Source organism: Streptomyces sp. NPDC094034 (assembly GCF_040303865.1).
In the GTDB taxonomy this organism is placed as follows: domain Bacteria; phylum Actinomycetota; class Actinomycetes; order Streptomycetales; family Streptomycetaceae; genus Streptomyces.
This window is the reverse complement of the sequence record NZ_JBEOUD010000032.1, coordinates 43,920-70,006: the sequence shown is the minus strand read 5'-3', so window position 1 is coordinate 70,006 and position 26,087 is coordinate 43,920. Positions and strand designations below refer to the sequence as shown.

General features: G+C 71.0%; 21 protein-coding genes. 7 read left to right on the top strand and 14 right to left on the bottom strand.

The window, feature by feature from the left end; genetic code table 11:
* Nucleotides 1-9 precede the first annotated feature (9 nt).
* The 11 genes from gatB to ABTZ59_RS25710 form a co-directional block, all read right to left on the bottom strand.
* Nucleotides 10-1,518, bottom strand: a complete 1,509-nt coding sequence (gene gatB, locus ABTZ59_RS25760) for an Asp-tRNA(Asn)/Glu-tRNA(Gln) amidotransferase subunit GatB (protein ID WP_308404949.1) — start codon at nt 1,516-1,518, stop codon at nt 10-12.
* The gene (locus tag ABTZ59_RS25755; RefSeq protein ID WP_351416418.1) at nt 1,515-2,156 is read right to left on the bottom strand and encodes a hypothetical protein; all 642 of its coding nucleotides are present in this window, start codon (nt 2,154-2,156) and stop codon (nt 1,515-1,517) included. The genes gatB and ABTZ59_RS25755 overlap by 4 nt, the downstream gene beginning before the upstream one ends.
* A complete protein-coding gene (locus tag ABTZ59_RS25750; RefSeq protein WP_351416413.1) occupies nt 2,153-3,424 on the bottom strand; it encodes an AAA family ATPase in 1,272 nt (423 codons plus the stop codon). Before ABTZ59_RS25750 ends, ABTZ59_RS25755 begins: the two co-directional genes overlap by 4 nt.
* Nucleotides 3,425-3,522: 98 nt before the next feature.
* Complete coding sequence (locus ABTZ59_RS25745; RefSeq protein WP_030351834.1) at nt 3,523-3,765, bottom strand: hypothetical protein; 243 nt, start codon at nt 3,763-3,765, stop codon at nt 3,523-3,525.
* Nucleotides 3,762-5,273 carry an Asp-tRNA(Asn)/Glu-tRNA(Gln) amidotransferase subunit GatA gene (gene gatA / locus ABTZ59_RS25740; protein WP_351416406.1) on the bottom strand — a complete coding sequence of 504 codons (1,512 nt, stop codon included), beginning with the start codon at nt 5,271-5,273 and terminating at the stop codon, nt 3,762-3,764. Before gatA ends, ABTZ59_RS25745 begins: the two co-directional genes overlap by 4 nt.
* A gap of 5 nt (nt 5,274-5,278) precedes the next feature.
* On the bottom strand, nt 5,279-5,575 hold the full coding sequence (gene gatC / locus ABTZ59_RS25735) for an Asp-tRNA(Asn)/Glu-tRNA(Gln) amidotransferase subunit GatC (protein WP_010984178.1): 297 nt from the start codon (nt 5,573-5,575) through the stop codon (nt 5,279-5,281).
* 216 nt (nt 5,576-5,791) lie between these two features.
* Nucleotides 5,792-7,927: a putative bifunctional diguanylate cyclase/phosphodiesterase gene (locus tag ABTZ59_RS25730; protein ID WP_351416395.1), complete on the bottom strand. Its 2,136-nt coding sequence runs from the start codon at nt 7,925-7,927 to the stop codon at nt 5,792-5,794.
* Between the two features lie 261 nt (nt 7,928-8,188).
* Entirely contained in the window at nt 8,189-10,426 is a 2,238-nt protein-coding gene (gene ligA, locus ABTZ59_RS25725; RefSeq protein WP_503003640.1) for an NAD-dependent DNA ligase LigA, read from the bottom strand.
* 8 nt (nt 10,427-10,434) lie between these two features.
* Complete coding sequence (locus tag ABTZ59_RS25720; RefSeq protein WP_351416383.1) at nt 10,435-11,547, bottom strand: methionine synthase; 1,113 nt, start codon at nt 11,545-11,547, stop codon at nt 10,435-10,437.
* On the bottom strand, nt 11,544-12,233 hold the full coding sequence (locus ABTZ59_RS25715; RefSeq protein WP_351416377.1) for an SDR family oxidoreductase: 690 nt from the start codon (nt 12,231-12,233) through the stop codon (nt 11,544-11,546). The genes ABTZ59_RS25720 and ABTZ59_RS25715 overlap by 4 nt, the downstream gene beginning before the upstream one ends.
* A gap of 29 nt (nt 12,234-12,262) precedes the next feature.
* Nucleotides 12,263-12,802, bottom strand: coding sequence for an LOG family protein (locus ABTZ59_RS25710; RefSeq protein WP_351416372.1), 540 nt, complete (start codon nt 12,800-12,802; stop codon nt 12,263-12,265).
* A gap of 108 nt (nt 12,803-12,910) precedes the next feature.
* Here ABTZ59_RS25710 and ABTZ59_RS25705 point away from each other — a divergent pair, with 108 nt between their 5' ends.
* From ABTZ59_RS25705 to ABTZ59_RS25695, 3 genes are all read left to right on the top strand, one after another.
* Nucleotides 12,911-13,246: a DUF427 domain-containing protein gene (locus ABTZ59_RS25705; RefSeq protein WP_351416540.1), complete on the top strand. Its 336-nt coding sequence runs from the start codon at nt 12,911-12,913 to the stop codon at nt 13,244-13,246.
* Between the two features lie 65 nt (nt 13,247-13,311).
* A complete protein-coding gene (locus ABTZ59_RS25700; RefSeq protein ID WP_503003652.1) occupies nt 13,312-14,088 on the top strand; it encodes an alpha/beta fold hydrolase in 777 nt (258 codons plus the stop codon).
* 385 nt (nt 14,089-14,473) lie between these two features.
* Nucleotides 14,474-16,033, top strand: a complete 1,560-nt coding sequence (locus tag ABTZ59_RS25695; RefSeq protein WP_351416361.1) for a peptidoglycan-binding protein — start codon at nt 14,474-14,476, stop codon at nt 16,031-16,033.
* A gap of 103 nt (nt 16,034-16,136) precedes the next feature.
* On the opposite strand, the gene ABTZ59_RS25690 is transcribed toward ABTZ59_RS25695, so the two are convergent.
* On the bottom strand, nt 16,137-18,704 hold the full coding sequence (locus ABTZ59_RS25690; protein ID WP_351416352.1) for a beta-galactosidase: 2,568 nt from the start codon (nt 18,702-18,704) through the stop codon (nt 16,137-16,139).
* 223 nt (nt 18,705-18,927) lie between these two features.
* On the opposite strand from ABTZ59_RS25690, the gene ABTZ59_RS25685 reads away from it, so the two are divergent.
* The gene (locus ABTZ59_RS25685) at nt 18,928-20,643 is read left to right on the top strand and encodes an alpha-amylase family glycosyl hydrolase (RefSeq protein WP_351416346.1); all 1,716 of its coding nucleotides are present in this window, start codon (nt 18,928-18,930) and stop codon (nt 20,641-20,643) included.
* On the opposite strand, the gene mnmA is transcribed toward ABTZ59_RS25685, so the two are convergent.
* Nucleotides 20,644-21,777, bottom strand: a complete 1,134-nt coding sequence (gene mnmA, locus ABTZ59_RS25680) for a tRNA 2-thiouridine(34) synthase MnmA (protein WP_351416340.1) — start codon at nt 21,775-21,777, stop codon at nt 20,644-20,646.
* A 60-nt stretch (nt 21,778-21,837) separates the two neighbouring features.
* Here mnmA and ABTZ59_RS25675 point away from each other — a divergent pair, with 60 nt between their 5' ends.
* The 3 genes from ABTZ59_RS25675 (at nt 21,838) to ABTZ59_RS25665 (ending at nt 24,883) form a co-directional block, all read left to right on the top strand.
* Entirely contained in the window at nt 21,838-22,542 is a 705-nt protein-coding gene (locus tag ABTZ59_RS25675) for an N-acetylmuramoyl-L-alanine amidase (protein ID WP_351416337.1), read from the top strand.
* 163 nt (nt 22,543-22,705) lie between these two features.
* Entirely contained in the window at nt 22,706-23,542 is an 837-nt protein-coding gene (locus tag ABTZ59_RS25670; protein ID WP_351416334.1) for an ABC transporter ATP-binding protein, read from the top strand.
* A gap of 3 nt (nt 23,543-23,545) precedes the next feature.
* A complete protein-coding gene (locus ABTZ59_RS25665) occupies nt 23,546-24,883 on the top strand; it encodes an FtsX-like permease family protein (protein WP_351416329.1) in 1,338 nt (445 codons plus the stop codon).
* Between the two features lie 18 nt (nt 24,884-24,901).
* Here the strand turns inward: ABTZ59_RS25665 and ABTZ59_RS25660 are convergent, their stop codons facing one another.
* Entirely contained in the window at nt 24,902-26,065 is a 1,164-nt protein-coding gene (locus ABTZ59_RS25660; protein ID WP_351416323.1) for a cysteine desulfurase family protein, read from the bottom strand.
* Nucleotides 26,066-26,087: the final 22 nt, after the last annotated feature.

Below are 26,087 nucleotides of genomic sequence, written 5' to 3'. Positions count from 1 at the left end.
CGCGCCGGTTCATTCCGCCGGAGCGAGCCGTTCAAGGATCAGTTCACGCACCCGCGCCGCGTCCGCCTGGCCGCGCGTGGCCTTCATGACCGCGCCGACGAGTGCGCCCGCGGCGGCGACCTTGCCCGCGCGGATCTTGTCGGCGATGGCCGCGTTGCCCGCGATGGCCTCGTCCACGGCCGCGCCGAGCGCGCCCTCGTCGGAGACGACCTTGAGCCCGCGCTTCTCCACGACGGTGTCGGGGTCGCCCTCGCCCGCGAGCACGCCCTCCAGCACCTGACGGGCCAGCTTGTCATTGAGATCGCCGGACGCGACGAGCTCCGCCACCCGGGCGACCTGCCCCGGGGTGATGGGCAGTTCGTCCAGCGCGCGGCCCGACTCGTTGGCGTGCCTGGCCAGCTCGCCCATCCACCACTTACGGGCCTGGTCGGCCGGGGCACCCGCGTCGATCGTGGCGACGATCGGCTCGATCGCGCCCGCGTTCAGGATCGACTGCATGTCGTGCTCGGAGACGCCCCACTCCTCACGGAGCCGGTTGCGCCGCACCCGCGGCAGCTCCGGCAGACCCTGCCTGAGCTCCTCCACCCAGTCACGGGGCGGGGCGATGGGCACGAGGTCGGGCTCCGGGAAGTACCGGTAGTCCTCGGCCTCCTCCTTCACCCGTCCCGAGGTGGTCGAGCCGTCCTCCTCGTGGAAGTGGCGGGTCTCCTGGACGATCGTGCCGCCGGAGTCCAGCACCGCGGCGTGGCGCTGGATCTCGTAGCGGGCCGCGCGCTCCACGCTGCGCAGCGAGTTGACGTTCTTGGTCTCGGAGCGCGTACCGAACTTCTCCCGCCCGTGCGGGCGCAGCGAGAGGTTCACGTCGCACCGCATCTGGCCCATCTCCATCCGGGCCTCGGAGACGCCGAGCGCCTTGATCAGCTCGCGCAGCTCGGCGACATACGCCTTGGCGACCTCGGGGGCGCGCTCGCCCGCGCCCTCGATGGGCTTGGTGACGATCTCGATGAGCGGGATGCCCGCGCGGTTGTAGTCGAGCAGGGAGTGGGACGCGCCGTGGATCCGGCCGGTGGCACCGCCGACGTGCAGCGACTTACCGGTGTCCTCCTCCATGTGGGCGCGCTCGATCTGTACGCGGAAGATCTCGCCGTCCTCCAGCTGGACGTCCAGATAGCCGTTGAAGGCGATCGGCTCGTCGTACTGGGAGGTCTGGAAGTTCTTCGGCATGTCCGGATAGAAGTAGTTCTTCCGGGCGAAGCGGCACCACTCGGCAATCTCGCAGTTGAGCGCGAGACCGATCTTGACGGCCGACTCGACGCCGATCGCGTTGACGACCGGAAGCGAGCCCGGCATGCCCAGACAGGTCGGGCAGGTCTGCGAGTTGGGCTCGGCGCCCAGCTCGGTCGAGCAGCCGCAGAACATCTTGGTCCTGGTGCCGAGCTCGACATGGACCTCCAGGCCCATGACGGGGTCGTACGTCGCGAGGGCGTCCTCGTACGACACGAGTTCAGTGACGGTCACAGGTACTTCTTCCTCATCAATGCTTCATCGGTGTCGGCCAGCCAGCGCTGATAGGACGGCAGCTTTCCGAGTACGGAGAGATCCACTTCGTCGGCGAGGCGGGCGAAGTAATCGCCGGGGTCGGATCGCCGTGCCTTCTTCAGTACGTTCGCCAGCACTCGCTTCGGGTGGGCAGGATGGCCGGGCGCCGGGTTTCCCTGTTCCACGTCTGCGGGTTGCGGATGCGGATGCGCCGACAGGTCGGCGGCCGGCTGGACCCTGGTCAGCGCGGCCCGGTCCGCCAGTACCCACGATTCGGTCATCACCCGGGGGCCGAGCACCACGGGCACCGCCGCCTGCGTCGGCAGCCCGGACAGCGCCTCCAGCAGCACATGGGCATCCGGAATCTCCTTGTGGTCCCGGTGAATGAACAGTACGTCGCACCGGTCGGCCAGTTCGGTGGCCGCCTGGAGGAGAACCCTCGGCTCGGCCGTGCTGTAGACCGCACCCGTCTCGCAGGGAGTGAGCACCTCGGTGGCCTTCAGCGCCCTGGCGTGCAGTGTCTCTTCCAGTTGCCGGATGATCAGCCGTTCGAGGAAGAGCAGATCGCTCGGGCCCTCGACCAGCAGCCCCAGCCTGAGCAGGCGTACGCGGCTCACGCGATCACCTGCCCCATCGACTCCAACAGGCGCTTCACCTGCTCGGCCGTGACCGTATCGCCCGGCTCCTCGTTCGCCACGGGCGTACGGACGGGACGGGCTCGGGTCACGGTCGAGACGCCCGTACGTGCCGGGTCGACGTGCGACGCCTGCTCCAGGAAGACCAGGCTTCCCGACGCGTCGTCGCGCAAGGCGGAGAGCAGCACGGGAGAGTGCGTGGTCGCGATCAGCTGGCGGAAACCGTAGGTCCGGGGAGTCCGGTCGACAAGGTCGGGGAAGTCGTCCACATCCCTGCGCAACCTCCTCACCAGCTCGGCGATCCGGGTCGGATGCAGGCCGTTCTCGATCTCCTCGACGGCCAGCAGACCCGCCCGCCGGTCGTCGTACCAGGCGGCCAGCAACGCGAGGACGCGCATCGTACCGTCGGAGAGCATCGGCGGGGACGTCCAGCCGGTGTGCCGGAACCGTACGTCGAAGTCGTACTCGCCGCGCCGGTCGTCGAACAACGGCCTGATCCCGGACGCTTCCGGGATCAGCGCGGCCAGATCGGCCTCCATGTCACGGAGTTCCTCGGGATCGAGTCGCCCGAGCACGGCCGCGAGATTGCTCCCGTCCGGCAGGAGCGTCAGCTCGTCGCTGCCGCCGAACGGCCTGCGCATGGCGGCGGGATCGAGCGCGATCGGCTCCCAGGTCTGGATCTCGCGAAGGAGATGCGAGAGCAGCGCCGTCGTCCCCTCGGTCGCGGGCACCTTGTCCTTGAGGGATACCCAGTCGGTCCCGGTGCTCTCCACGAACGACTTCCCCGCGGTGGCGAGAGCGGCACGCAGGGGCCGCGGGAGCTCCAGACGGTCCATCCAGTCCGTCTCCGCGAGACTGCTCACCCACACCCCGCTGCGCCCACGGCGGACCGTGGCCTTCACGGGTCCCGACGGTTCCCCCTCGCGGTCCACCACCAGCCGTACGACCAGTGGAAGCGGCCCATGGACACTCGGCGTGATCATGCCGATCTTGATGGTCAGCTCGGATGTCGTGTACGCACCACTCGGCCCGTCGGCGTGATGGAAGAGATCCCGCGCCGCCAGCCGGGGGTTGTCCCCGTCGAAGACCCTGGGGAGACCCATGGTGACCGTGCGCCGGACGAAGTCCAGGGCGTCCAGGAGGTTCGACTTGCCCGCGCCGTTGACGCCCATGAGCACGGTGCAGGGCCGCACGTCCAGGCCGAAGCCGACGAACGACTTGAAGCCGTCGATCTCGATACGTGTGATCACCAGGTCACCTCCTTCCGTTGCGACGGTGCCAACGACAGCGGCAGTACGCCGCGGCGTACTGCCGGGGAGCCCGCCCTGCGCGGGTCCCCGGCAGCCGGTCAGCCCAGCAGAACGTCGTCGTCGCCCAGGCGCTTCAGCTCGCGCAGGAGCAGAGCGACGCCCGTGACGATGGCGGCGGCGGAGACGACCGCGTCGACCAGCCGGAGCGTGTCGTGGTCCTTGCGGGCCGTCCTGGCCTGCTTGACGACGCTGATCGCGCCGAACGCGGTGGTCCCGATCGACAGATACGTGCCGGTCTTGGACTTCTTGAAGCCCTTGGCCTTGCTCATTGCACTGGTCATAGTGACGGAGCCTCCTCAAGCAGCGGGTGGCCCCACTTTTCCACGAAGGCCGCCTCGACGGCGGCACCGACCTTGTAGAGCCGGTCGTCCTTCATGGCGGGGGCGATGATCTGCAGTCCGACCGGGAGGCCGTCCTCCGGCGCGAGGCCACAGGGCAGCGACATGGCGGCGTTGCCGGCCAGGTTGGTCGGGATGGTGCACAGATCCGCGAGATACATCGCCATCGGGTCGTCGGCGCGCTCGCCGATCGGGAAGGCGGTGGTCGGGGTCGTCGGCGAGACGATCACGTCGACCTGCTCGAACGCCTTCTCGAAGTCCCGGGTGATGAGTGTGCGGACCTTCTGCGCCGAGCCGTAGTACGCGTCGTAGTAGCCGGAGCTGAGCGCGTACGTACCGAGCATGATGCGGCGCTTCACCTCGTCGCCGAAGCCGGCCTCACGGGTCAGGGCCGTGACGTCCTCGGCGGACCTCGTACCGTCGTCGCCGACCCGCAGGCCGTAGCGCATGGCGTCGAAGCGGGCGAGGTTCGAGGAGCACTCGGACGGCGCGATCAGGTAGTAGGCGGCGAGGCCGAGGTCGAAGGACGGGCAGTCCAGCTCGACGATCTCGGCGCCGAGCCCCTTGAGCAGTTCGACGGACTCGTCGAAGCGCTGGACGACACCGGCCTGGTAGCCCTCGCCACGGAACTGCTTGACGACCCCGATGCGCATCCCGTCGACCGAGCCGTTGCGGGCCGCCTCGACGACCGGCGGGACCGGGGCGTCGATGGAGGTCGAGTCGAGCGGGTCGTGGCCGGCGATCGCCTCGTGCAGCAGGGCCGCGTCCAGGACCGTACGGGCGCAGGGCCCGCCCTGGTCGAGGGAGGACGAGAAGGCGACCATGCCGTAGCGGGAGACCCCGCCGTACGTCGGCTTCACGCCGACCGTGCCGGTCAGCGCGGCCGGCTGGCGGATGGAGCCGCCGGTGTCCGTACCGATGGCCAGCGGCGCCTGGTACGAGGCGAGCGAGGCGGACGAGCCGCCGCCGGAGCCGCCGGGCACCCGGGTGAGGTCCCAGGGGTTGCCGGTGGTGCCGTACGCGCTGTTCTCCGTGGAGGACCCCATGGCGAACTCGTCCATGTTGGTCTTGCCCAGGATGATGACGTCGGCCGCCTTGAGCTTCTTCGTGAGCGTCGCGTCGTAGGGCGGGATCCAGCCTTCGAGGATCTTGGAACCGACGGTGGTCGGTACGCCCTCGGTGGTGAAGATGTCCTTGAGCGCGAGCGGTACACCGGCGAGCGGCCCGAGCTTCTCGCCCGCCGCCCGCTTCGCGTCCACGGCGCGGGCCTGGGCCAGCGCGCCCTCGCGGTCGACATGGAGGAAGGCGTGGACCTTCTCGTCGACGGCCTCGATCCTGGCGAGATGGGCCTCGGTGACCTCGACGGCCGTGAGCTCGCCCGAGGCGATCTTCGCGGCGATCTCGGCGGCGGTGAGCTTGACGCAGTGCTCGATCTTGCTGTTGACCGTCATGGCTGTTAGTCCTCCCCCAGGATCTGCGGCACCTTGAAACGCTGCTGCTCCTGGGCAGGGGCGCCGGAGAGCGCCTGCTCGGGGGTGAGCGAAGGACGGACCTCGTCCGCGCGCATGACATTGGTCAGCGGCAGCGGGTGGGAGGTCGGCGGTACGTCTTGGTCGGCTACCTCGGATACGCGGGCGACCGCGCCGATGATGTCGTCGAGCTGTCCGGCGAAGTGATCGAGCTCTTCGGCCTTCAGCTCCAGACGCGCCAGCCGGGCGAGGTGGGCGACCTCCTCGCGCGTAATGCCAGGCATGCAGCGATCCTCAGGGGTGAGTGTGATTGGTTTTCGCCCAATCCTATGGGGCCGGACGCCCCGGCCACGAAACGGTTTGCCCTCGCCCCGTCCCGGGACCCCTGGAACTCGGTTGCAGGGGCCCCGGGACGGGGTTCCCGGGACCGGGGAAGCCCGTCCCAGGGACCCCCGCCCTCACCCGCCGCTAGCTCTCCTCGACGGGCGGCCGACCGGGCGTCACTGGACCACCTGGCCCGACTGCTCCCGGGCGCGCTCGACGGCCAGCCGGCGGGCGCGCGCCGCCTCCAGCTCCGACGGGCGCTGCCAGCCGCGCTCGCCCCTGGCCAGCAGCCAGGCCGTCGCCTCGTGCGGCGGCATCGCGGCGGCCACCAGCCAGCCCTGTACCGCGTCACAGCCCAGATCCCGCAGCCGCTCCCATGTCTCGTCGTCCTCGACACCCTCCGCGACCACCAGCAGGCCCAGTGAGTGCGCCAGATCGACCGTGCAGCGGACGATCTCCGCGTCCTCGGTGTCGACGGCGAGTCTGGCCACGAAGGAGCGGTCGATCTTCAGCTCGCTGACGGGCAGCCGCCGCAGATGCACCAGGGAGGAGTACCCCGTACCGAAGTCGTCGAGGGACATCTTGACGCCGTGCCCGGTCAGCCCGGCGAGGGTGTCGGCCGCCCGCTGGGGGTCCTCCAGCAGGACGTGTTCCGTTATCTCCAGCTGAAGGGAGCCGGCCGGGACGCCGTGCCTGGCCAGCCGGGCCGCCACCGCGCCCGCGAAACCGGGGGTGTGCACATCGCGCGGGGAGACATTGACCGCCACCGGCACCATCAGGCCCTGGGACCGCCAGCGGGCGACCTGGGCGAGCGCCATCTCCAGTACGTATTCGGTGAGATGAGGCATCAGACCGGAGGACTCGGCGATCGCGATGAAGTCGTCGGGAGGGACCCGGCCGCGCTCCGGGTGCACCCAGCGCACCAGCGCCTCCAGCCCGGCGACCTGGCCGTCGAAGCGGACCTTGGGCTGGTAGTGCAGCTCCACCTCGCCGGCGTCCAGCGCGCGGCGCAGATCGCCCAGCAGACCCAGCCGGTCCGGGGTGTTGGAGTCCCGCTTGGACTCGTAGACCTCGACGCCCGTGCGGTCCCGCTTCGCCTGGTACATCGCGACGTCCGCGCGCCGCAGCAGTCCTTCGGCGTCCACCGCGTGCTCGGGATAGACGGCGACTCCGGCGCTCGCCTCCAGGACGAGCGTCAGCCCGTCGAGGTCCAGCGGTGAGGACAGCTCGGCCACCAGATGGCGGGCGACCCGCTGGGCGCTGGTCGTGGAGTCGCAGGTCGGCAGCAGCACCGCGAACTCGTCGCCGCCCAGCCGCGCGGCCTCGGCGCCGCGGGGCAGGGCCAGCCGGAGCCGGTCGGCTATCTGCAACAGCAACCGGTCTCCCGCGAGGTGACCGAGCGTGTCATTGACCGAGCGGAAGCGGTCGAGGTCGATCAGGACCAGTCCGGCCCTGGCGCCCAGTCCCTCCGCCTCCTCCAGCGCCGCCCAGGTGCGCTCCAGCAGCCACTGCCGGTTGGGCAGTTTGGTGAGCGGGTCGCGCAGCTGCTCCTCGGCCCGTGCCCGGGCGATCCAGAGCGTGGAGTCGAGGGCGATCAGCGGGATCGCGAAGAGCGGCAGCAGGACCGGCAGGGACACCGCGACCACACAGATCAGCGGCGCGATACCGAGCAGGGCGACCGCGACGAGACCCTGCCGGTACAGGGCCGTTCGGGCGACGGTCGGCAGCCCGCCGCTCTGCGGGGAGAGCGCGTACCAGAGCAGCACCCGGGTGACCACGAGATGGGCCGCGGCGGCCAGCACGATTTCCACAACGCTGGCGAACCCCCAGTCGAGCGGCTGCCAGGGGCGCTCGACGGTGGGAACCACACCGAACAGCGCGAGCACGAGCGCGGCGGCGCCGATTCCCAGCATGTCCGCCGCGCCGTGCAGGACACCAAGTCGCCAGCGGTGTCTGCGGGCCACCCCGACCAGCACCACGACGGCCAGCGAGACCAGTCCGGCCGCCACCCAGCCGTAGAGCAGCAGGACGGCCAGGGTGAGGGCGGCGCCGGAGCCCGTGCCGCCCCACCAGCGGTCCCGGCCGAGGGCGACCAGATGGCCCACGATGATGCCGGTCAGCACGGCCAGGGCCCATCCCTCGGTGCCACCGGGGAAGAGCACGTGGCCGTCGCGCACCGTATGGACCAGTCCCGTCGCCAGGAGGACGACAGCGAATCCCACCACAAGAGCGGGCGTCCTGGACGCAAGGCCCGCAATTCGCGCGAATCCGCGCGGGGGTGAGACCGGGGCGGCGCTCTCGGTCGGTTTCATTCCCGTCCCTCTCACAGCCGGCGAAGCCGATGCCACGCGATGTCACGTTGTCATGCACACACGGCCGGAATCACACCACTCAGCCGTTCACGACAGGCGCACCTCTCAACAGTAGGCCGCTGAACGCTCCGACGGGCAGCGCTCTACAGCTGTTGCCCGAATGCGACCTGCCCATCCTTATCCATCTGGTATGCGCCGAACGGGTGAGCTTGCGGCCCGAATTGGACGGGGTGGGACTCCGCTTTCCGGGGGATTGTCGCGCTACTCCTCAGGGGTGGCCGATGCCTCTTCCGGCCTGATCGCGGCTTCCCTGGCCGCGTCCGGGCCCTGTTCCAGCAGGAGGGAGAACCCCTGTTCGTCCAGGACCGGAACCTTCAGCTGCATCGCTTTGTCGTACTTCGAACCAGGGTTCTCCCCGACCACCACGAAGCCTGTCTTCTTCGAGACGGCGCCGGTCACCTTCGCCCCACGGGTTTGAAGCGCCTCTTTCGCGCCATCCCTCGTGTACTGCTCCAGCGTGCCCGTGACGACGACCGTCAGGCCCTCCAACGGCCGTGGTGCCTCGTCCTCGCCGGTGCCCTCCTCCTCCATACGTACCCCGGCGGCCCGCCACTTGCGCAGGATCTCGCGGTGCCAGTCGACCTCGAACCAATCCTTGACGGAGGTGGCGATGATCGCCCCGACCCCGTCGACATCCGCCAGCTCCTGCTCCGTCGCCCGCTCGATGCGGTCGATCGAGCGGAACTCCCTGGCCAGCGCCTCGGCGGCGACCGGTCCCACATGACGGATGGAGAGCCCGGCGATGATCCGCGCCAGTGGGCGCTGCCTGGCCGCCGCGATGTTCCCCAGCATCGCCAGGGCGTTCTTCTTCGGCTCGCCCTCCTGATTGGCGAAGACCGTGACGACCTTCTCCTCGCCGGTCTTCGGGTCGCGCTTGGGCAGCCCGCTGTCCTGGTCGAGGACATACGCCTTGATGGGCAGCAACCGCTCGACCGTCAGATCGAAGAGATCGCCCTCGTCCGCCAACGGCGGTGTGTCCGGCTCCAGTGGTCTGGTCAGGGCGGCGGCGGCCACATAGCCGAAGTTCTCGATGTCCAGGCACTTACGGCCGGCGAGATAGAACAGCCGCTCGCGCAACTGGGCCGGGCAGGTGCGGGCGTTGGGGCAGCGGAGGTCGATATCGCCCTCCTTCATGGCCCGCAGCTCCGTACCGCACTCGGGACACACCACCGGCATCTCGAACTCGTACGCGTCCTCGGGCCGCAGATCGATGACCGGGCCGAGGATCTCCGGGATGACATCGCCTGCCTTGCGGATCACGACCGTGTCACCGATCCAGACGCCCTTGGCCTTCACCACTTCCTGGTTGTGCAGTGTGGCGAACTCGACCTCGGAACCGGCGACCGTGACCGGCTCGACCTGCGCGTACGGCGTGACGCGCCCGGTGCGGCCGACACCCACCCGGATGTTCACCAGCTTGGTGTTGACCTCCTCGGGCGCGTACTTCCAGGCGATCGCCCAGCGCGGCGCGCGCGAGGTGGAGCCCAGCCGGCCCTGGAGGGGGATCTCGTCGAGCTTGACGACCACACCGTCGATCTCGTGCTCCACGGAGTGGCGGTGTTCGCCGAAGAACGCGATGAAATCCCGTACCTCAGCGATCGATCCGACCACCTTGTTGTGCCGGGCGGTCGGCAGCCCCCAGCCACGCAGCAGTTCGTACGCGTGGGAGAGGCAGTCGATGTCGAAGCCCTCACGGGCCCCGATGCCATGCACCACCATGTGCAGTGGGCGCGTAGCGGTGATCTTGGGATCCTTCTGGCGCAGTGAACCCGCCGCCGCGTTGCGCGGGTTGGCGAACGGCTTGTCACCGGCGGCCACCAGACGCGCGTTCAGCTCCTGGAACGCCTCCATCGGGAAATAGACCTCGCCGCGGATCTCCACCAGATCCGGGACGCGCTCGCCCGCCAGCCGGTGCGGGATCTCGGCGATCGTACGGACGTTGGGCGTGATGTCCTCGCCCGTACGGCCGTCGCCGCGGGTGGCGGCGCGGGTCAGTCTGCCGTGCTCATAGGTGAGATTGACCGCGAGCCCGTCGACCTTCAGCTCGCACAGATAGTGGAAGTCGGGCGTGCCCACGTCCTTGGCGATCCGGTCGGCCCAGGCCGCCAGCTCCTCGTCGTCGAACGCGTTGTCCAGGGAGAGCATCCGCTCGCTGTGCTGGACCGCGGTGAAGTCCGTCTCGTACGCCCCCGCGACCTTCTGGGTCGGCGAGTCGGGCGTGCGCAGCTCCGGATGCTCCTCCTCCAGCGCCTCCAGCGACCGCAGCAGTGTGTCGAACTCGCCGTCGCTGATGACCGGCTGGTCCTTCACGTAGTACCGGAAGCGGTGTTCCTCGATCTGCTCGGCGAGTCGGCCATGCCGCTCCCGTGCCTCGGCGGGCACCGCCGTCCGCTGTTCGCCAGCCACCGTTTCGTCCTCCCGTTCACCAGGACCCGTCATCCGGATCGTCACTCAGGGTTGTCCGCGAGGGATCTCGCGGCCCTGACGCAGTGCGCCATGGCGGCGCGCGCGTACGCGGGAGAGGCCCCCGCGAGCCCGCACGACGGGGTGAGCACCACGGACTCCGCGAGAATCCCCGGACTCAGCCCCAGCCTGCGCCAAAGCGTCCTGACCCCCATGACGCTACCGGCAGGGTCTGACAATGGGCCGTCCGTGCCCGGCACGATCCCGGCGAGGAGTTTCGTGCCGCCCTCGACCGCCTCCCCGATGGTGTCCTCGTCACGCTCGGTGAGCAGACCGAAATCGAACGAGACCGCCGCCGCACCCGCGCGCCGCAGCAGCGCGAACGGGACGTCGGGCGCGCAGGAGTGCACGACCGCCGTCCCGGCGCTGAGCGCGGTCACCTCGCGCAGCGCGCTCTCGACGATCTGGCGGTCGACCGCGCGGTGCGTGCGGTAGCCACTGGCGGTCCTGACATGGCCGCGCAGTACGGCGGTGAGGGACGGCTCGTCGATCTGGAGCACCGGTACGGCGCCCGGCACCCGGCGCCGTACCTCCGCGAGATGCGCGCTCAGCCCCTCCACCAGTGAGCCGGTCAGATCCCGGCAGGCTCCGGGGTCGCTCAGCGCCGACTCGCCGTTGCGCAGCTCCAGCGAGGCGGCGAGCGTCCACGGTCCGACCACCTGGACCTTGAGCGGGCCCTCGTACCCCTGGGTGAACTCCTCCAGCGCGTCGAGGTCCTCGCCCATCCACGACCGGGCCCGCTTGGTGTCACGGCCCGGCCGGTCGCCGATCCGCCAGCCGCTGGGCTCCACACGCGCGTAGACCTCGACGAGCAGTCCGGTCGTCCGGCCGATCATGTCGGCGCCGGGGCCTCGGGCGGGCAGCTCGGGCAGATGCGGGAAGTCCTCGAAGCTGCCGGTGACGGCCTTGGCGGTTTCCCGCGCGTCGCCGCCCGGCATCGAACCGACCCCCGTGGCGGCTCCCCAGAGCCTGCCGGGCCGTTCTGTCGGCGCCGCGGTGACCGGTCCGTTCCGCTGCCCGTTCCGCGATTCGTCGCGCGGCTCCATACGCGACTCGTTGTGCGCCTCGTTGTGCGACTCGGCCATCGGCGCGCTCACCGGCCCGGCCGTACGGTCACGTCGTCGATCCGCGCGTCGCGCGGCAGGTCAAGCGCCGCGAGGATCGTCGACGCCACGGACCCGGGGTCGATCCAGCGGGCGGCGTCGTACTCCTTGCCCTCCTGCTGGTGGACCTTGGCCTGCATGGGGCTCGCCGTACGGCCCGGGTAGACGGAGGTCACCCGCAGACCGTTCGCCCGCTCCTCCTCGCGCAGCGCGTCGGCGAGCGCCTTGAGACCGTGCTTGGACGCGGCGTACGCCCCCCACTCGGCGTGCGCGCTGAGCCCGGCGCCCGAGTTGACGAAGATCACCTGGCCGCGGGAGACCCGGAGTTGGGGCAGCAGGTGCCGGGTCAGCTCGGCGGGGGCGACCAGGTTCACATTCAGCTGGTGGTGCCAGGTCTTGGGGGTCAGGTCCCCGACCGCGCCCAGCTCGACGACGCCCGCGATGTGCAGCAGCGAGTCGAGCCGGTCGGGCAGCGACTGCTGGGCCAGCGCCCAGGAGAGCCGGTCCGGGGTGGCGAGGTCGCCGACGAGGGTGCGGGCACCGGGGAAGGCCGAGGCGAGTTCCCCGGCGCGGCCGGCGTCACGGGCGAACAGGATCAGGTCGTCGCCGCGCTCGTGCAGCCGGCGCGCCACGGCGGCGCCGATGCCGGAGCCCGCACCGGTGATCAGATGGGTAGCCATGCGGTCATGGTCGCATCACCGCGCCCCGATCACTGAACGCCCGCGGACTCCTCCAGATACACGAGCGCGCTCACCCCGTCCTCCGCGAAGAACACCAGGTCGGTGAGGGGGAGCGGCAGGAAGCCGTCCTCGTCCATCCGCCGGAACTGCTGCTTGAGTCCGTCGTAGAAACCGGCCGTGTTGAGCAGCACCACGGGCTTGGCGTGCAGGCCGTGCTTCTTGAGCTCCAGGATCTCGGTGGCCTCGTCCAGCGTCCCCGTACCACCGACCATGATCACGACCGCGTCGGACTTGGCCAGCAGCAGGGCCTTGCGCTCGGCGAGGTCCTTGGCGATCACCATCTCGTCGGAGTCCGCGCGGGCCACGTCGCTGAGGAAGTCCACGGAGACACCGACCAGCCGGCCGCCCGTCTCCCGTACACCGTCCGCGACCACTTTCATCAGCCCGCTGTCGGAGCCGCCCCATACGAGGGTGTGGCCGCCCTTGCCGATCAGTTCGGCGAATTCACGGGCGGGACGGGTGTAGCGCTCGGGGAGATCGGCGGCGGAGAGGAAGACACAGATATTCATGAGGTGAACGGTACGGGCGGGAAGAGCTCGCCGTGGATCGTTGCTGAAGGTACGGAGGGGACCGCGCGAGGATCACGCGGGGAAACAGCCGCACCTCAGAAGGGGTAGATCGTCATGACCGCAGGACACACCATCACCGTCGAGCAGGGCACCGAGTATGTACGTGTGGTGAGCGACGGGCAGATCGTCGCGGAGAGCCGCAGGCCGCTGCTCCTGCGCGAGACCGGCTATCCGGTCCGCTACTACTTCCCGCCCGAGGACGTGCGCACGGATCTGCTCACACCCTCGGACACCACCACCCACTGCCCGTTCAAGGGCGACGCCTCGTACTGGTCGCTGCCCGGCGCGTCGGACGCCGTCTGGGCATACCCGACGCCCAAGGCCGAAGTCGCCCAGGTCAAGGACCACTTCTGCTTCTACGACACGGAGGTCGTCGCGGGCTGAGAAAAAACCTCCGCCGCGAGCGATGAGTTGCGCCGGGCACGCGGGTCTGAGTCGGTATGGACAATGTGTGCACGGTGACATCGGGGGACGGCACCCCGATCGCGTACCGGCGGTCGGGGGACGGGCCGCCGGTGATTCTGGTGGGGGGCGCCCTCAACACCGCCGAATCCGACGCCCCGCTGGCAAAGCTGCTCGCGCCGCGTTTCGACGTGATCACCTACGACCGGCGCGGGCGCGGCGCCAGCGGCGAGAGCGGTCCCTACGCGGTGGAGCGGGAGACCGAGGATCTGGCCGCGCTCGTCGAGGTGGCGGGCGGAAGCGCGTCCGTGTACGGCATGTCCTCCGGCGCGGCCCTGGTCCTGGAGGCGACGGCGGCGGGCGTGCCGGTCACCCAGTTCGCCGTGTACGAGCCTCCGTACGCCACCGATCCGGCCGAGCTGCCGGGCAAGGCGGCCTATCGCGAGCGGCTCTCGGAGCTGCTGGCGCGGGGGCGCCGGGGCGAGGCGGTGGAGTTGTTCCTCTCGCTGGTGGGGACGGTGCCCGAGATGATCGCCCGGGTGCGCCGGTCCTCGATGTGGCCGGAGCTGGCCGCGCTCGCGCACACCCTGGCGTACGACAACGCCGTACTGGGCCAGGGGCTCGTCCCGGCCGACCGGCTGGCGACGATCAGGACCCGCGCGATGGTGGTGGACGGCGGCGCCAGCCCGCTGCCGCTGCGTGACGCCGCCCGCGCGGTGGCCCAGGCCCTCCCCCGTGGCCGGCACCGCACGCTGACGGGGCAGACACACGAGGTGGCACCGCATGTGCTGGCGCCGGTCCTGGAGGAGTTCTTCGACGCGTAGGGCTTTTCGCTGGTGAGGGCGCAGGGTTCAGGGCTCAGGGCGCAAGGCTCAGAGAGCCGGGCGCAGGGCGCGGGGTGCCGGGCTTTGCACCGGTAGGCGCGCTTTCTTGCCGATGGGTCGCTTCGGTGGCGTACGCGACACGCGGGCTTGACGTGAGCATGACCACTCGATAGGAGTGGTGCGTTCAACTCGCGTAGACCCCACTCGCATACCCCCGCGCACGCGTACCCACGCACGCGCACGCACGCACGCACGCAGACCCACGCGCGTAGACCCAACTCGCGTAGCCCCCCACGGATCCGCTCCGGCGGAGACCGCGAAACGGCCAGGAGGAAGCATGTACCGACGATCGACGCCGGGAAACAGGCCATGGCGAAGGACGCCCATGAGGAGAACGGCGCTGTCCGCACTCGGTGGCCTGGTCACCACGGTGCTCCTCGCCACGGCCCCATCCGCGGGCGCCGCGCCCGTCACCCCGTCGGACCGGGACGGCATGAGCCGGGCCTTCACCCGGGCCGCGGCCGAATTCGACGTCCCCCGGGACCTGTTGGTGGCCGTCGGGTACGGCGAGACACACCTCGACGGGCACCACGGCGAACCCAGCCAGGCCAACGGCTACGGGGTGATGCACCTCGTGAGCAATCCCACGCACCGCACCCTGGAGAAGGCCGCCGAGCTGACCGGCGAGCGGAGCGCCGAGCTGCGCGGGGACACGACGGCGAACATCCGGGGCGGCGCGGCCGTGTTGCGCGCCTACGCCGACGGGCTGGGGCTGGACGCCGCGGAGCGCGGCGATGTCGACGAGTGGTACCCGGCGGTGGCGCGATACGGCGGGGCGAGCGACCTCCGCACCGCGCGGCTCTACGCCGACACCGTCTACACGCTTCTCGCGCAGGGCATCGCCGCGGACGTCGCGGGCGGCGAGAGCGTCACCGTACGGCCCCGCGCCGTCGAGCCCGTACGCGGCCCGTACGCGGCCACGGACACCGATCGGCTGCGCGCCGCGCTCTCCCCCGACTACCCGGACGCGGCGTGGGTGCCGGCCAACTCGGCCAACTACGCCGCCGGCCGGTCCGCGTCGATCAGCAGCGTGGTCCTGCATGTCACGCAGGGCTCCTACGCCGGGACCATCAGCTGGTTCCAGAACCCGTCCTCGAAGGTCAGCTCCCACTACGTGGTCCGCTCCTCGGACGGCGCCATCACCCAGATGGTCCGCGACAGCGACACCGCGTACCACGCCCGCTCGGCCAACTCCTCCAGCCTGGGGATAGAGCACGAGGGCTTCATCAACGACCCGAGCTGGTTCACCGACTCGATGTACCGGTCGTCGGCCGCCCTCACCAAGTACCTGTGCGACCGGTACGGCATACCCAAGGACCGGGCGCACATCGTCGGCCACTCGGAGGTCCCGGGCAACGACCACACCGATCCGGGACCGAACTGGAACTGGACCTACTTCATGCAGCTGGTGGGAGGCAGCACCGGTGGCGGGGGCGGCGGGGGCGTCCAGTTGAGCTTCCCCGCGTATGACACACTGCGCGGCGGCTCGACCGGCGCCCAGGTGAAGGCCGCTCAGACCCTGCTGAACCAGCAGGGTCACAACGCCGGCACCGTGGACGGCGTCTTCGGCAACGGAACCACGAACGCGGTCAAGTCCTTCCAGAGCGCGCGCGGGCTGCCCGCGGACGGCGTTGTGGGCGCCCGCACCTGGACGGCGCTGCTCTCGGCCGGGACCACCTCCGTGGTGCGGGAAGGAAGCACCGGCGCCGTGGTGGAGCGTCTTCAGCGCGCGTTGACCGCGGCTCTCGGCCGGACCGTCTCCGCCGACGGCCAGTTCGGGCCGGGTACGGCCCAGGCCGTACGTGACTACCAGAGCGGCCGTGGACTGTCCGTGGACGGCATAGCCGGTCCCGCGACCTGGTCGGCCCTTCAGGCGGGCCGGTAGCCGGACAGGGCCCGGCCCCCACTTCCGACCGCAGCCGATCGCCATCGCGCTGATCAGGCCGACAACCACGCGGCCCCGGGCTTTCCCGGGGCCGCGCGGTGCGTCAGGCGCGGCGGACGGTGAACTCGGCGCGCCGTACCCGCAGCACCGTCCGTCCGCCCTCCGTCGACACACGAGCGCCGTCGCAGACCGCCCCGCCCTCCACCGCGACCACCGATTCGCGGCCTTCCGAGCCCCCGCCGCCTTCCCCGCCGAGCGCGCGGAAGGTCGCCCTGCCATCGGCGACACCGGTGAGTTCCGCCGTCGCGTACGCGATCCGCAGCCCGCCCGCCACCAGTCCGAGCGGCAGCATCGCCCCCGTACGCCCCGGCAGGTGCAGCTTCTCCCCGCCGAAAAGGGGTTTGCCGTGTTCGGTGACGGTGAAGTCCTGGTCGTAGCCGGAGGAGACGTTGAAGGCGTGCAGCAGCCGTCCCCGCGCGTCGTCCGCCGTCGTCAGAAGGAAGACACCCGGATCGGTGGCGCTGTGCCGGAGGGCGGGGGCGGCGTCCAGGGCGCGGAACGCACGGCTCCAGAAGGTCAGATCGCACTGGTAGTCGGTGGTGATCACCACGGCCCGCCCCCGGCCCACGGGGATGTCGAAGCCACAGCCCTTGCCCGTGGACAGCTCGCGCAGCAATGTTGTACCGCGCGCGGGCGCGCACAACTGGGCGCGTGAGAGGCGTACTTCCGGCAGGGGCGCCGCCCAGCCGTGCGCGGTGACCGAGAGCCAGAAACGGTTCGCGTCGGTCAGTGTGTCGCCGGCCGTGAGCCCCAGCGCCTCCGCGAGCACCGTGCACCGCCGGTCGGCCATGTCCTTGACCGGGAGCCTGCCGGACAGCAGCAGCTTGCCGCCCGCTTCGAGATAGCGGACCAGCCCGCGCTGGAGCTCCGCCCCCAGATGCTCGCCGGTGGCCAGCGCGAGCACCGGTACGCGCGCCGGGTCGAGGTCGCCCGCCTGGAGGTTGACGCTCCGGTAGCGGAAGCCGCCGAGAAGCATCGCGCGGGCCAGCGAGCCCCGGGGACCGGCGCCGCGCGTGTTCACCGCTTCGTCCAGCACACGCTGCACCGACGCGAGCCTCGGCGGGTGGTACTCGGTCAGATAGTGGTCGGGGACGAAGCCGAGCGCCACCTCGTCGTAGGTCGCCCGCATCGGCGCGAGGACCTCGGCGAGCCCGCCCATGGCACGTACCGTCCGGCGCGTCGACGCGTAGCTGACGCCCGGACGGCCCTCCGGATCGACCGGCGCCGCGAAGCCGTGCCGCTCTCCCGTGATGCCGATGCGGTCGTTCCCGTCGCCCGCCGGCTTGTCGAGCTTCGGGTTGAATCCGCCCGCGAACAGGTAGTAGTTGATCATTTTCGCGCCCTGCGCCACACAGAGACGAGTCTTCAGATCGACCCCGGACGGGCTGGTCTGACTGTCCATGTTCTGCCCGTAGTCGGCGTGCCCTGCGTCGAACTCCAGCGCCGTGACAGGTTGATCCTTGTCATTGACCGCGTCCATGAAGGCATTGATCAGATACAGATCGGTGACATTGCGCAGGGTCAGATCGCCCAGATAGAAGTCCGCGCCGGAGATCGTCCCCTCGATGCCCGCGTAGGTCTCCATCAGCTGGCTGATGCCGATGGGGAACGGCTCGGCACGGCTGTCGGAGGTGCCGTGGATGTTGATGACGAACGGGATGCCCGTGACCCCGTGCGCCTCGGCGGCCCGGCGCAGCTCGGTGACGTACCGCGCGAAACGGCCCCGCATGAACCGGCCCAGATCGTGCATCAGGGCCGCGCCGTACGCGTCCTCGGGGTGGCGGATCGCCTTGCGCCGTCCGGCCGGGTCCGCACCGGCGAACGGATAGCGGCCGGCCAGTTCTTCCCCGTACTCCTCGCGCAGCCAGCCGTCGAAGTCCGCCGTCAGATGGTCCGTGAGATCGGGCGAGTTGCTGACCCACGCCAGCATGCCGATCTCGTTGTCGAGCTGTACGGAGACGACGGGGCCGCCCCTGCCGCGCAGCCGTTGCGCGAGCACCGGCATCACGGCCGCGTACCAGCGGCGCGCCTCGTCGAGGAAGGCGGGCGCGAGGTAGTCGACGGTGGGGGTGGTGGCGGGGGCGTCGTACCAGCCGGTGGAGACGATCTCCGGGTACTCCTCGCGCACCCGGTCGGGGACGCCCTCGCCCTTGAGTTCGGCCATCGTGAAGGGGCCGGGGCGGGCTATGAACAGGAAGCCGTTGCGGTGGCAGAGGTCGATGAAGGCACCGAGGTCGCGTTCGGGGCGGGTGCGGCCGGTGACATCGATGGTGCCGTCCGGGAGTTCGTGCCACATCCAAGGGATGTACGAGGCGATGGTGTTGAGCCCTGCGGCCTTCGCCCGGTCGAGCCGTGACTGCCAGTCCGCCCGCTTCAGCCGGAAGTAGTGGATCTCGCCGGCGAGGACGAGCGTGGGCTCGCCGTCGACGAGGATCTGTTTGTTCCGGTACGAGACGGAGCCGGCCGGGGCGGGGGCGGCGGTCGCTCCTCGCCCGGCCTGCGCCGCGTGCGCGGCCGGGGCGGTCTGGGCGGACAGGCCGGCCGTGGCGAGTGTGCCGAGGGCGGCGCCACCCAGGACGGTGCGGCGGCGTGGTGCGGGGACATGCGTCATGGCGTCGTACTTCCTCAATGGAAGAGTTACTTCCGCAATGGAAGAGAACGGGTGGCGGCTCCTGGGGCGGGAGCCTGTGGCAGCATGTATGCGCTGCCTGTATGCGCATACAGAACCCTGGGGGAGGCTCTTCGACACTCACAAGAGTCCGCCCGGTCACGCTTGCGTAACGGGCATGAAAAGCTGAACTCCCCCTCACCGCAGGGAAGGCCGTACCGACACCATGACTTCGTTCCGCCCCGCCCCGGCCTGGCTGGCCGACGCCGTCTTCTACCAGATCTACCCGCAGTCGTTCGCCGACTCCGACGGCGACGGCATCGGTGACTTCGCCGGTATCACCGGACGCCTCGACCATCTCGCCTGGCTGGGCGTGAACACCATCTGGCTCAACCCCTGTTTCGCCTCGCCCTTCCGCGACGCGGGATACGACGTCAGCGACTACTTCACCGTCGCGCCCCGCTACGGCACCGACGACGATCTCGCCCGGCTGGTGGCCGAGGCCCGTCGGCGCGGCATCCGGGTCCTGCTCGACCTCGTCGCCGGACACACGTCCGACCAGCACCACTGGTTCACGGCATCCGCCGACGACCCCGAGGACCACCGCTACATCTGGACCGACGCGCGGCCGGGACCCGGGACGGACAGGCACGCCGACACCGACACCCCACCGCGCGCCGGTTCCGACGCCGACACCCCACCGCGCGCCGGTTCCGACGCCGACACCCCACCGCCCGCCGGGTTCGTGGCCTCACCCGGCACCCGCCCCGGCGCCTATCTGCCGAACTTCTTCGACTCGCAGCCCGCGCTCAACTTCGGCTACGCGCGCACGGATCCGGCCGAACCCTGGCGGCAGGCCCCCGACGCACCGGGCCCGCTGGCCAACCGCGCCGCCCTGCGGGAGATCATGGACCACTGGCTCGGTCTCGGACTGGCCGGCTTCCGCGTCGACATGGCCGCCTCGCTCGTCAAGGACGACCCCGGCCAGAGCGAGACCCGCAAGCTCTGGACGGAGCTGCGCCACTGGCTCGACACCGCCCATCCCGAGGCGGTCCTGCTCGCCGAGTGGGGCGACCCGGCCGTATCGGTCCCCGCCGGGTTCCACACCGACTTCTTCCTCCAGTTCGGCGGCCCGACCGAGGGACGTCCGCTGCGCTCCCTGTGGAACAACCGGCACGGCACCGACAATGACGGCTGGGATCCGGTCGAGTGCTTCTTCGATCCCATGGGTGAGGGCTCACCGAGCACCTTCGTGGACGCCTGGCGGGACGCCGTCTCCGTCATCGGTGACGGCGGGCACGTCGCCCTGCCCACCGCGAACCACGACTTCGCGCGCCTCAACTGCGGCCCGCGCACCGCCGAACAGCTCCCGGCCGCCTTCGTCTTCCAGCTCACCTGGCCGACGCTGCCCGCGATCTACTACGGCGACGAGATCGGCATGCGCTTCATCCCCGGTCTGCCCGACACCGAGGGCAGTGTCCTGGGCCCGCGCTACAACCGGGCGGGCTCCCGCACGCCCATGCAGTGGGACGAGGGCCCGAACGCGGGCTTCTCGACCGTCCCCGCCGCGGAGGGCCTGTACCTCCCGCTCGACCCCAGCCCCGACCGCCCCACCGTCGCCGCCCAGCGGGCCGACGAGGGCTCGCTGCTCCATCTCGTACGCCGTCTGATCGCCCTGCGCCGGGCGACGCCGGAGCTGGGCGCGGCGGGCGGTGTCGAGGTGCTGCACTCCGGCTACCCGTTCGTCTACGTCAGGGGCGGGCGCCATCTCGTCGTCGTCAACCCGCGCGCGACCCCGGCGGCCTGCACGGCGGCCACTCTCGACACCGCGCACGCCCGCGCGCTCGAAGCCTCCGGTGTGACGCTCGACGGCCCGGCGATCACGGCCCAGGGCTTCGCGTACGGCGTGTTCGACCTCACACCCCGTAGGCCCGGCGGCTGATCAGCCCGCCAGGGCTCCCGTACGCCGCTCCGTCGTCGCGATCGTCGCCGAGCCGACCACACGCGTGCCGTCGTACAGCACGATCGCCTGGCCGGGCGCCACGCCGCGTACGGGCTCCTCGAAGCGGACGTGGAGCGTGCCGTCGGCCAGCTCCGCCGTCACCGCCGTCTCACCGCCGTGGGCGCGCAGCTGCGCGGTGTAGTCGCCGGGGCCGGTGGGGGCCGTGCCGCACCAGCGCGGCTTGCGGGCGGTCAGCGCCGTGACGTCCAGCGCGGCGGCCGGGCCGACCGTCACGGTGTTGTCGACCGGTGAGATGTCCAGCACATAGCGCGGCTTGCCGTCGGGGGCCGGGTGGCCGATGCGCAGGCCCTTGCGCTGGCCGATCGTGAAGCCGTACGCGCCGTCGTGGCTGCCCACCTTCGTGCCGGACTCGTCGACGATGTCGCCCTCCGCCCGGCCGAGCCGGTCCGCCAGGAAGCCCTGGGTGTCGCCGTCCGCGATGAAGCAGATGTCATGGCTGTCGGGCTTCTTCGCCACCGCCAGGCCCCGGCGCTCGGCCTCCGCGCGGATCTCGTCCTTGGTGGTGAGCGTGTCGCCGAGCGGGAACATCGCGTGGGCGAGCTGACGCTCGTCGAGAACACCCAGTACGTATGACTGGTCCTTGGCCATGTCGCTCGCGCGGTGCAGCTCACGCGCGCCGTCGGGGCCCATGACGACCGTCGCGTAGTGGCCGGTGCACACGGCGTCGAAGCCGAGGGCGAGCGCCTTGTCGAGCAGCGCCGCGAACTTGATCTTCTCGTTGCAGCGCAGACACGGATTCGGGGTGCGGCCCGCCTCGTACTCCGCGACGAAGTCCTCGACGACGTCCTCGCGGAAGCGCTCGGCGAGATCCCACACATAGAACGGGATGCCGATGACATCGGCGGCCCGGCGCGCGTCGCGGGAGTCCTCGATGGTGCAGCAGCCGCGCGCGCCGGTACGGAAGGACTGTGGATTCGCGGAGAGCGCGAGATGCACTCCGGTCACATCGTGGCCCGCCTCGGCGGCACGGGCGGCGGCCACGGCGGAGTCCACGCCGCCCGACATGGCGGCGAGTACGCGAAGAGGGCGAGTGCGCTGGGAATTCTGAGTCATAGCCCAACCAGGGTACGGCCCGGGGGAACCACAGTCGCGCGAGTATGCGTTGACGATCACATGGGCGAGAACACACAGAGCACGACGGGCGGCGGCGCGGGCGGGAGCCATCGCGCGGGCGGGAGCCGTCGGGCGCCGTCGGACGGTACGAAGGTCCGCCGCCGGGCGGTGCTGATCGGCGGCGCGGCGGCCGTGCTCGGCGGGGGCCTGCTCGCGCGGGAGGAGCTGGGGCACCTGTGGTACCGCGTTCCCGGCGTCGCCAAGCCGCGCAAGGAGGGTGAGCTCGACTACGCGGGCTCCGAGTGGGTGGCGGCCTCCTCCGCGAACTGGCGCCGGGCGGACCGTCCCGACGACTACACGATCGACCGGGTGGTGATCCATGTCGTCCAGGGCAGCTATCAGGTCGCGCTGAAGGTCTTCCGCGACCCCGGCCATGGCGCCGCCTCGCACTATGTGGTCCGCAAGGACGGCCATGTGGCACAGATGATCCGCGAGCTGGACGTGGCGTACCACGCGGGCAACCGCGAGTACAACGAACGCTCCATCGGCATCGAGCACGAGGGCTGGGTGGACGAGGCCTCGTCCTTCACGGACGCGATGTACCGCTCCTCGGCGCGGCTGACCGCCGACATATGCAGGCGGTACGCGATACCCGTCGACCGCGAGCACATCATCGGGCATGTGGAGGTCCCCGGCACGGACCACACGGACCCGGGGACCAAGTGGGACTGGGACCGCTACATGAAGTTCGTGGCGGACGCCTGAGCCGCCGCGCGGCGCGCGGAGATGTGGTGCACCCAGCACCACCCCCGTATCCGGGCCCTATGCCCCATGTGACGGCACTCCCCCGTCCGTAGCGTCATGGACGAGCGTGGCGCACGGGCGTCACGCACGGGCGCGAGGAGCGCCCGGACGGGGAGGGAACACCATGTTTCGCCGTACGAACACGACCGAGCCCGCCAGGAGCGCCGAGGCGCTGCGCCTGGTGAAGGTCCGCAAGGTCCACGGGTCCGCCGGGAACGCGGTGACCGCGCTGGACGATGTGTCGCTGAGCCTGCCCGCCAGGAGCTTCACCGCGGTCATGGGGCCCTCCGGCTCCGGCAAGTCGACCCTGTTGCAGTGCGCCGCCGGGCTCGACCGGCCGGACAGCGGGCTGGTCATGGTGGACGGAGCGGAGATGACCGGCGGCAGCGAGGCGGCGTTGACGAAGTTCCGCCGCCGCCGGATCGGTTTCGTCTTCCAGCAGTACAACCTGCTGCCCACGCTCACCGTGGCGCAGAACACCACCCTGCCGCTGAAGTTGGCCGGGCGCCATGTCGACCGGGCACGGGCCGGGGAGATCCTGGCCCAGGTCGGTCTCGGCGACCGGCTGGGCCACCGGCCCGACCAGCTCTCCGGCGGTCAGCGCCAGCGCGTCGCCATCGCCCGCGCGCTGGTCACCGAGCCCGCCGTGATCTTCGCGGACGAGCCGACCGGCGCGCTGGACACGCGCAGCGCGCGGGACGTCCTGGGGCTGCTCCAGCGGACCGTACGGGTCCACGGCGGGACGGTCGTGATGGTGACGCACGACCCGGTCGCCGCCTCGTACGCGGACTCCGTGCTGTTCCTGGCGGACGGCCGGCTGGCCGGGCGGCTGACCGCGCCCACCGTGGAAGCGGTCGCCGAGCGGCTCGCACATCTGGGCGACGCGGTGAACCACGGCGCGAACCCGGCGCATCACGGTGGCGTGAACCCGGCGCAGTACGACCTGACGGCCGGGGTGTGAGCCATGTTCTCGCTGGCCTTGCGGTCCATCGCGGCACGTCCCGGGCGTTTTCTCGCCACCCTGCTGTCCGCCTTCCTCGGCGCGGGGATCATCATGGCGTTCCACTCGATGCACGACACCGCCGGCGCCCCGGGCGTCGACTCCACCAGCGCGCGGACTCTTGAGCTGGTCGCGAACGTCGTCGGGGGTTATGGCGCGCTGCTGGTCTTCTTCGCCGTCGCGTCCACGCTGACCGTGAACGTACGGCAGCGCGGTACGGAGATCGCCCTGCTCCGCAGCACCGGCGCCACCCCGGCGCAGATCACCCGGATGATCGTGGGTGAATCGGCCGCGGTCGCCCTGGCCGGGGCGGTGCTGGCGATCGGACCCGCGATGCTCGGCGGACGGGCACTGCTCGCGGTGTTCCAGGACACCGGCCAGGTCGCCGACGATGTCGCCCACGCGTTCGGGCCCATCGCGCTCGGTTCCGGTCTCGGCATCACGCTGCTGGCCGCGACGGGCGCCGCGTTCCTCGCGGTGCGCCGCGCGACGAGGGCCATGGCGGGCGCAGCCGAGCCCCGCGGCCGGGGCCGGAACGCCGCCGGCGCCGCCGCGCTCGTCGCCGGGGCGGCGGGGGTGTGCGTCACGTTCACGATCGATCCGACGTCGCCCGCGCTCATGGCGGCACCGGCCTGCGGCGCCATCCTGCTCGCCGTCGGCCTCGCGCACTTCGCGCCGGCGCTGCTGCGGGCCCTGCTGGGCGCGCTGGAGCGGCCCCTCACCGCGCTCACCGGGGCGAGCGGCTATCTGACCGTCCACACCATGCGCCACCGTGCCACGCCGCTGTCCGGCGTGCTGATGCCGCTGATCCTCTTCACCGGTATCGCGACGGCGACGCTCACCATGCAGTCGCTGGAGAACGACGCGATCGCGGCGTCCGGTCTCACCAGATCGGTCGAGGACAAGAACCTGGAGACGGTGAACCTGGTGGTCGTCGGCATCATCGTGGTCTTCTCCTGTATCACGCTGATCAACAGCCTGTACGCGGCGACCTCGTACCGCCGCCGCGAGTTCGGTCAGCAGCGGCTCGCGGGGGCCACCCCGGGCCAGGTGCTGGGGACGGTCGGCGTCGAGGGGCTGGCGCTGACGGTGACGGGGGTGTTCTTCGGCACGGTCGCGGGGCTCGCGGGGAGCGTCCCGTTCAGTCTGGTACGCACCGACGAGGTCCTGCCGGGGCAGGAGCCGTGGATCTGGCTCGGTGTCACGGCGGTCGCCGCCGCGGCGACACTGGTCACGAGTGTCGGTACGGCGCACCGGACACTGCGTGGCCCGGCGGTGGCCGCGGTGGCGGCGCCGGCCTGAGCCGACACCGCCCCGTCCTCAGCTGAGGCCCGCGCTCCTGGCGCGGTCCACGGCCGGGCCGATGGCCTTCGCCACCGCCTCCACGTCCGCCGCCGTGGAGGTGTGGCCGAGGGAGAAGCGCAGGGTGCCCCTGGCCAGATCCGGGTCGCTGCCGGTGGCCAGCAGGACGTGGCTGGGCTGGGCCACACCGGCCGTACAGGCGGAGCCCGTTGAGCACTCGATGCCCTGGGCGTCCAGCAGCAGGAGCAGCGAATCGCCCTCACACCCCGGGAAGCTGAAGTGGGCGTTGGCGGGCAGGCGGTGGTCCGGGTCGCCGCCGAGCACCGCGTCGGGGACGGCCGTACGTACCGCCTCGATCAGTTCGTCCCGCAGGGCGCCGATGTCGCGGGCGAAGTCCTCGCGCCGTTCGGCGGCGAGCCGTCCCGCGACGGCGAAGGACGCGATCGCCGGGACATCGAGGGTGCCGGAGCGCACATGCCGCTCCTGGCCGCCGCCGTGCAGCACGGGTACGGGGGTGTACTGCCGGCCGAGGAGCAGCGCGCCGATCCCGTACGGGCCGCCGACCTTGTGGCCGGAGACGGTCATCGCGGCGAGGCCGGAGGCACCGAAGTCCAGCTCCGTCTGGCCGAGGGCCTGGACGGCGTCGGAGTGCAGCGGGATGTCGAACTCGGCCGCCACCTCGGCCAGTTCACGGACCGGCAGGATGGTGCCGATCTCGTTGTTGGCCCACATGACGGTGACGAGCGCGACATCCAGCGGGTCGCGCTCGATGGCCTCGCGCAGCGCCTCGGGACGCACCCGGCCGTAGGGGTCGACCGGCAGATACTCGACGGTCGCGCCCTCGTGCTCCCCCAGCCACTGGACCGCGTCGAGGACGGCGTGGTGCTCCACGGGGCTGGCGAGCACCCTGGTCCTGGCGGGGTCGGCGGCGCGCCGGGACCAGTACAGGCCCTTGACGGCGAGGTTGTCGGCCTCCGTACCGCCCGAGGTGAACACCACCTCGCTGGGCCGTGCGCCAAGGGCCTCGGCGAGCGTTTCGCGGGCCTCCTCGACGGTACGGCGGGCCCGGCGCCCGGCGGCGTGGAGCGAGGAGGCGTTGCCGGCGAGGCCGAACTGGGCGGTCATCGCCTCGATCGCCTCCGGCAGCATCGGAGTGGTCGCGGCGTGGTCGAGGTAAGCCATGGTGGTCCCGATTCTACGAGCC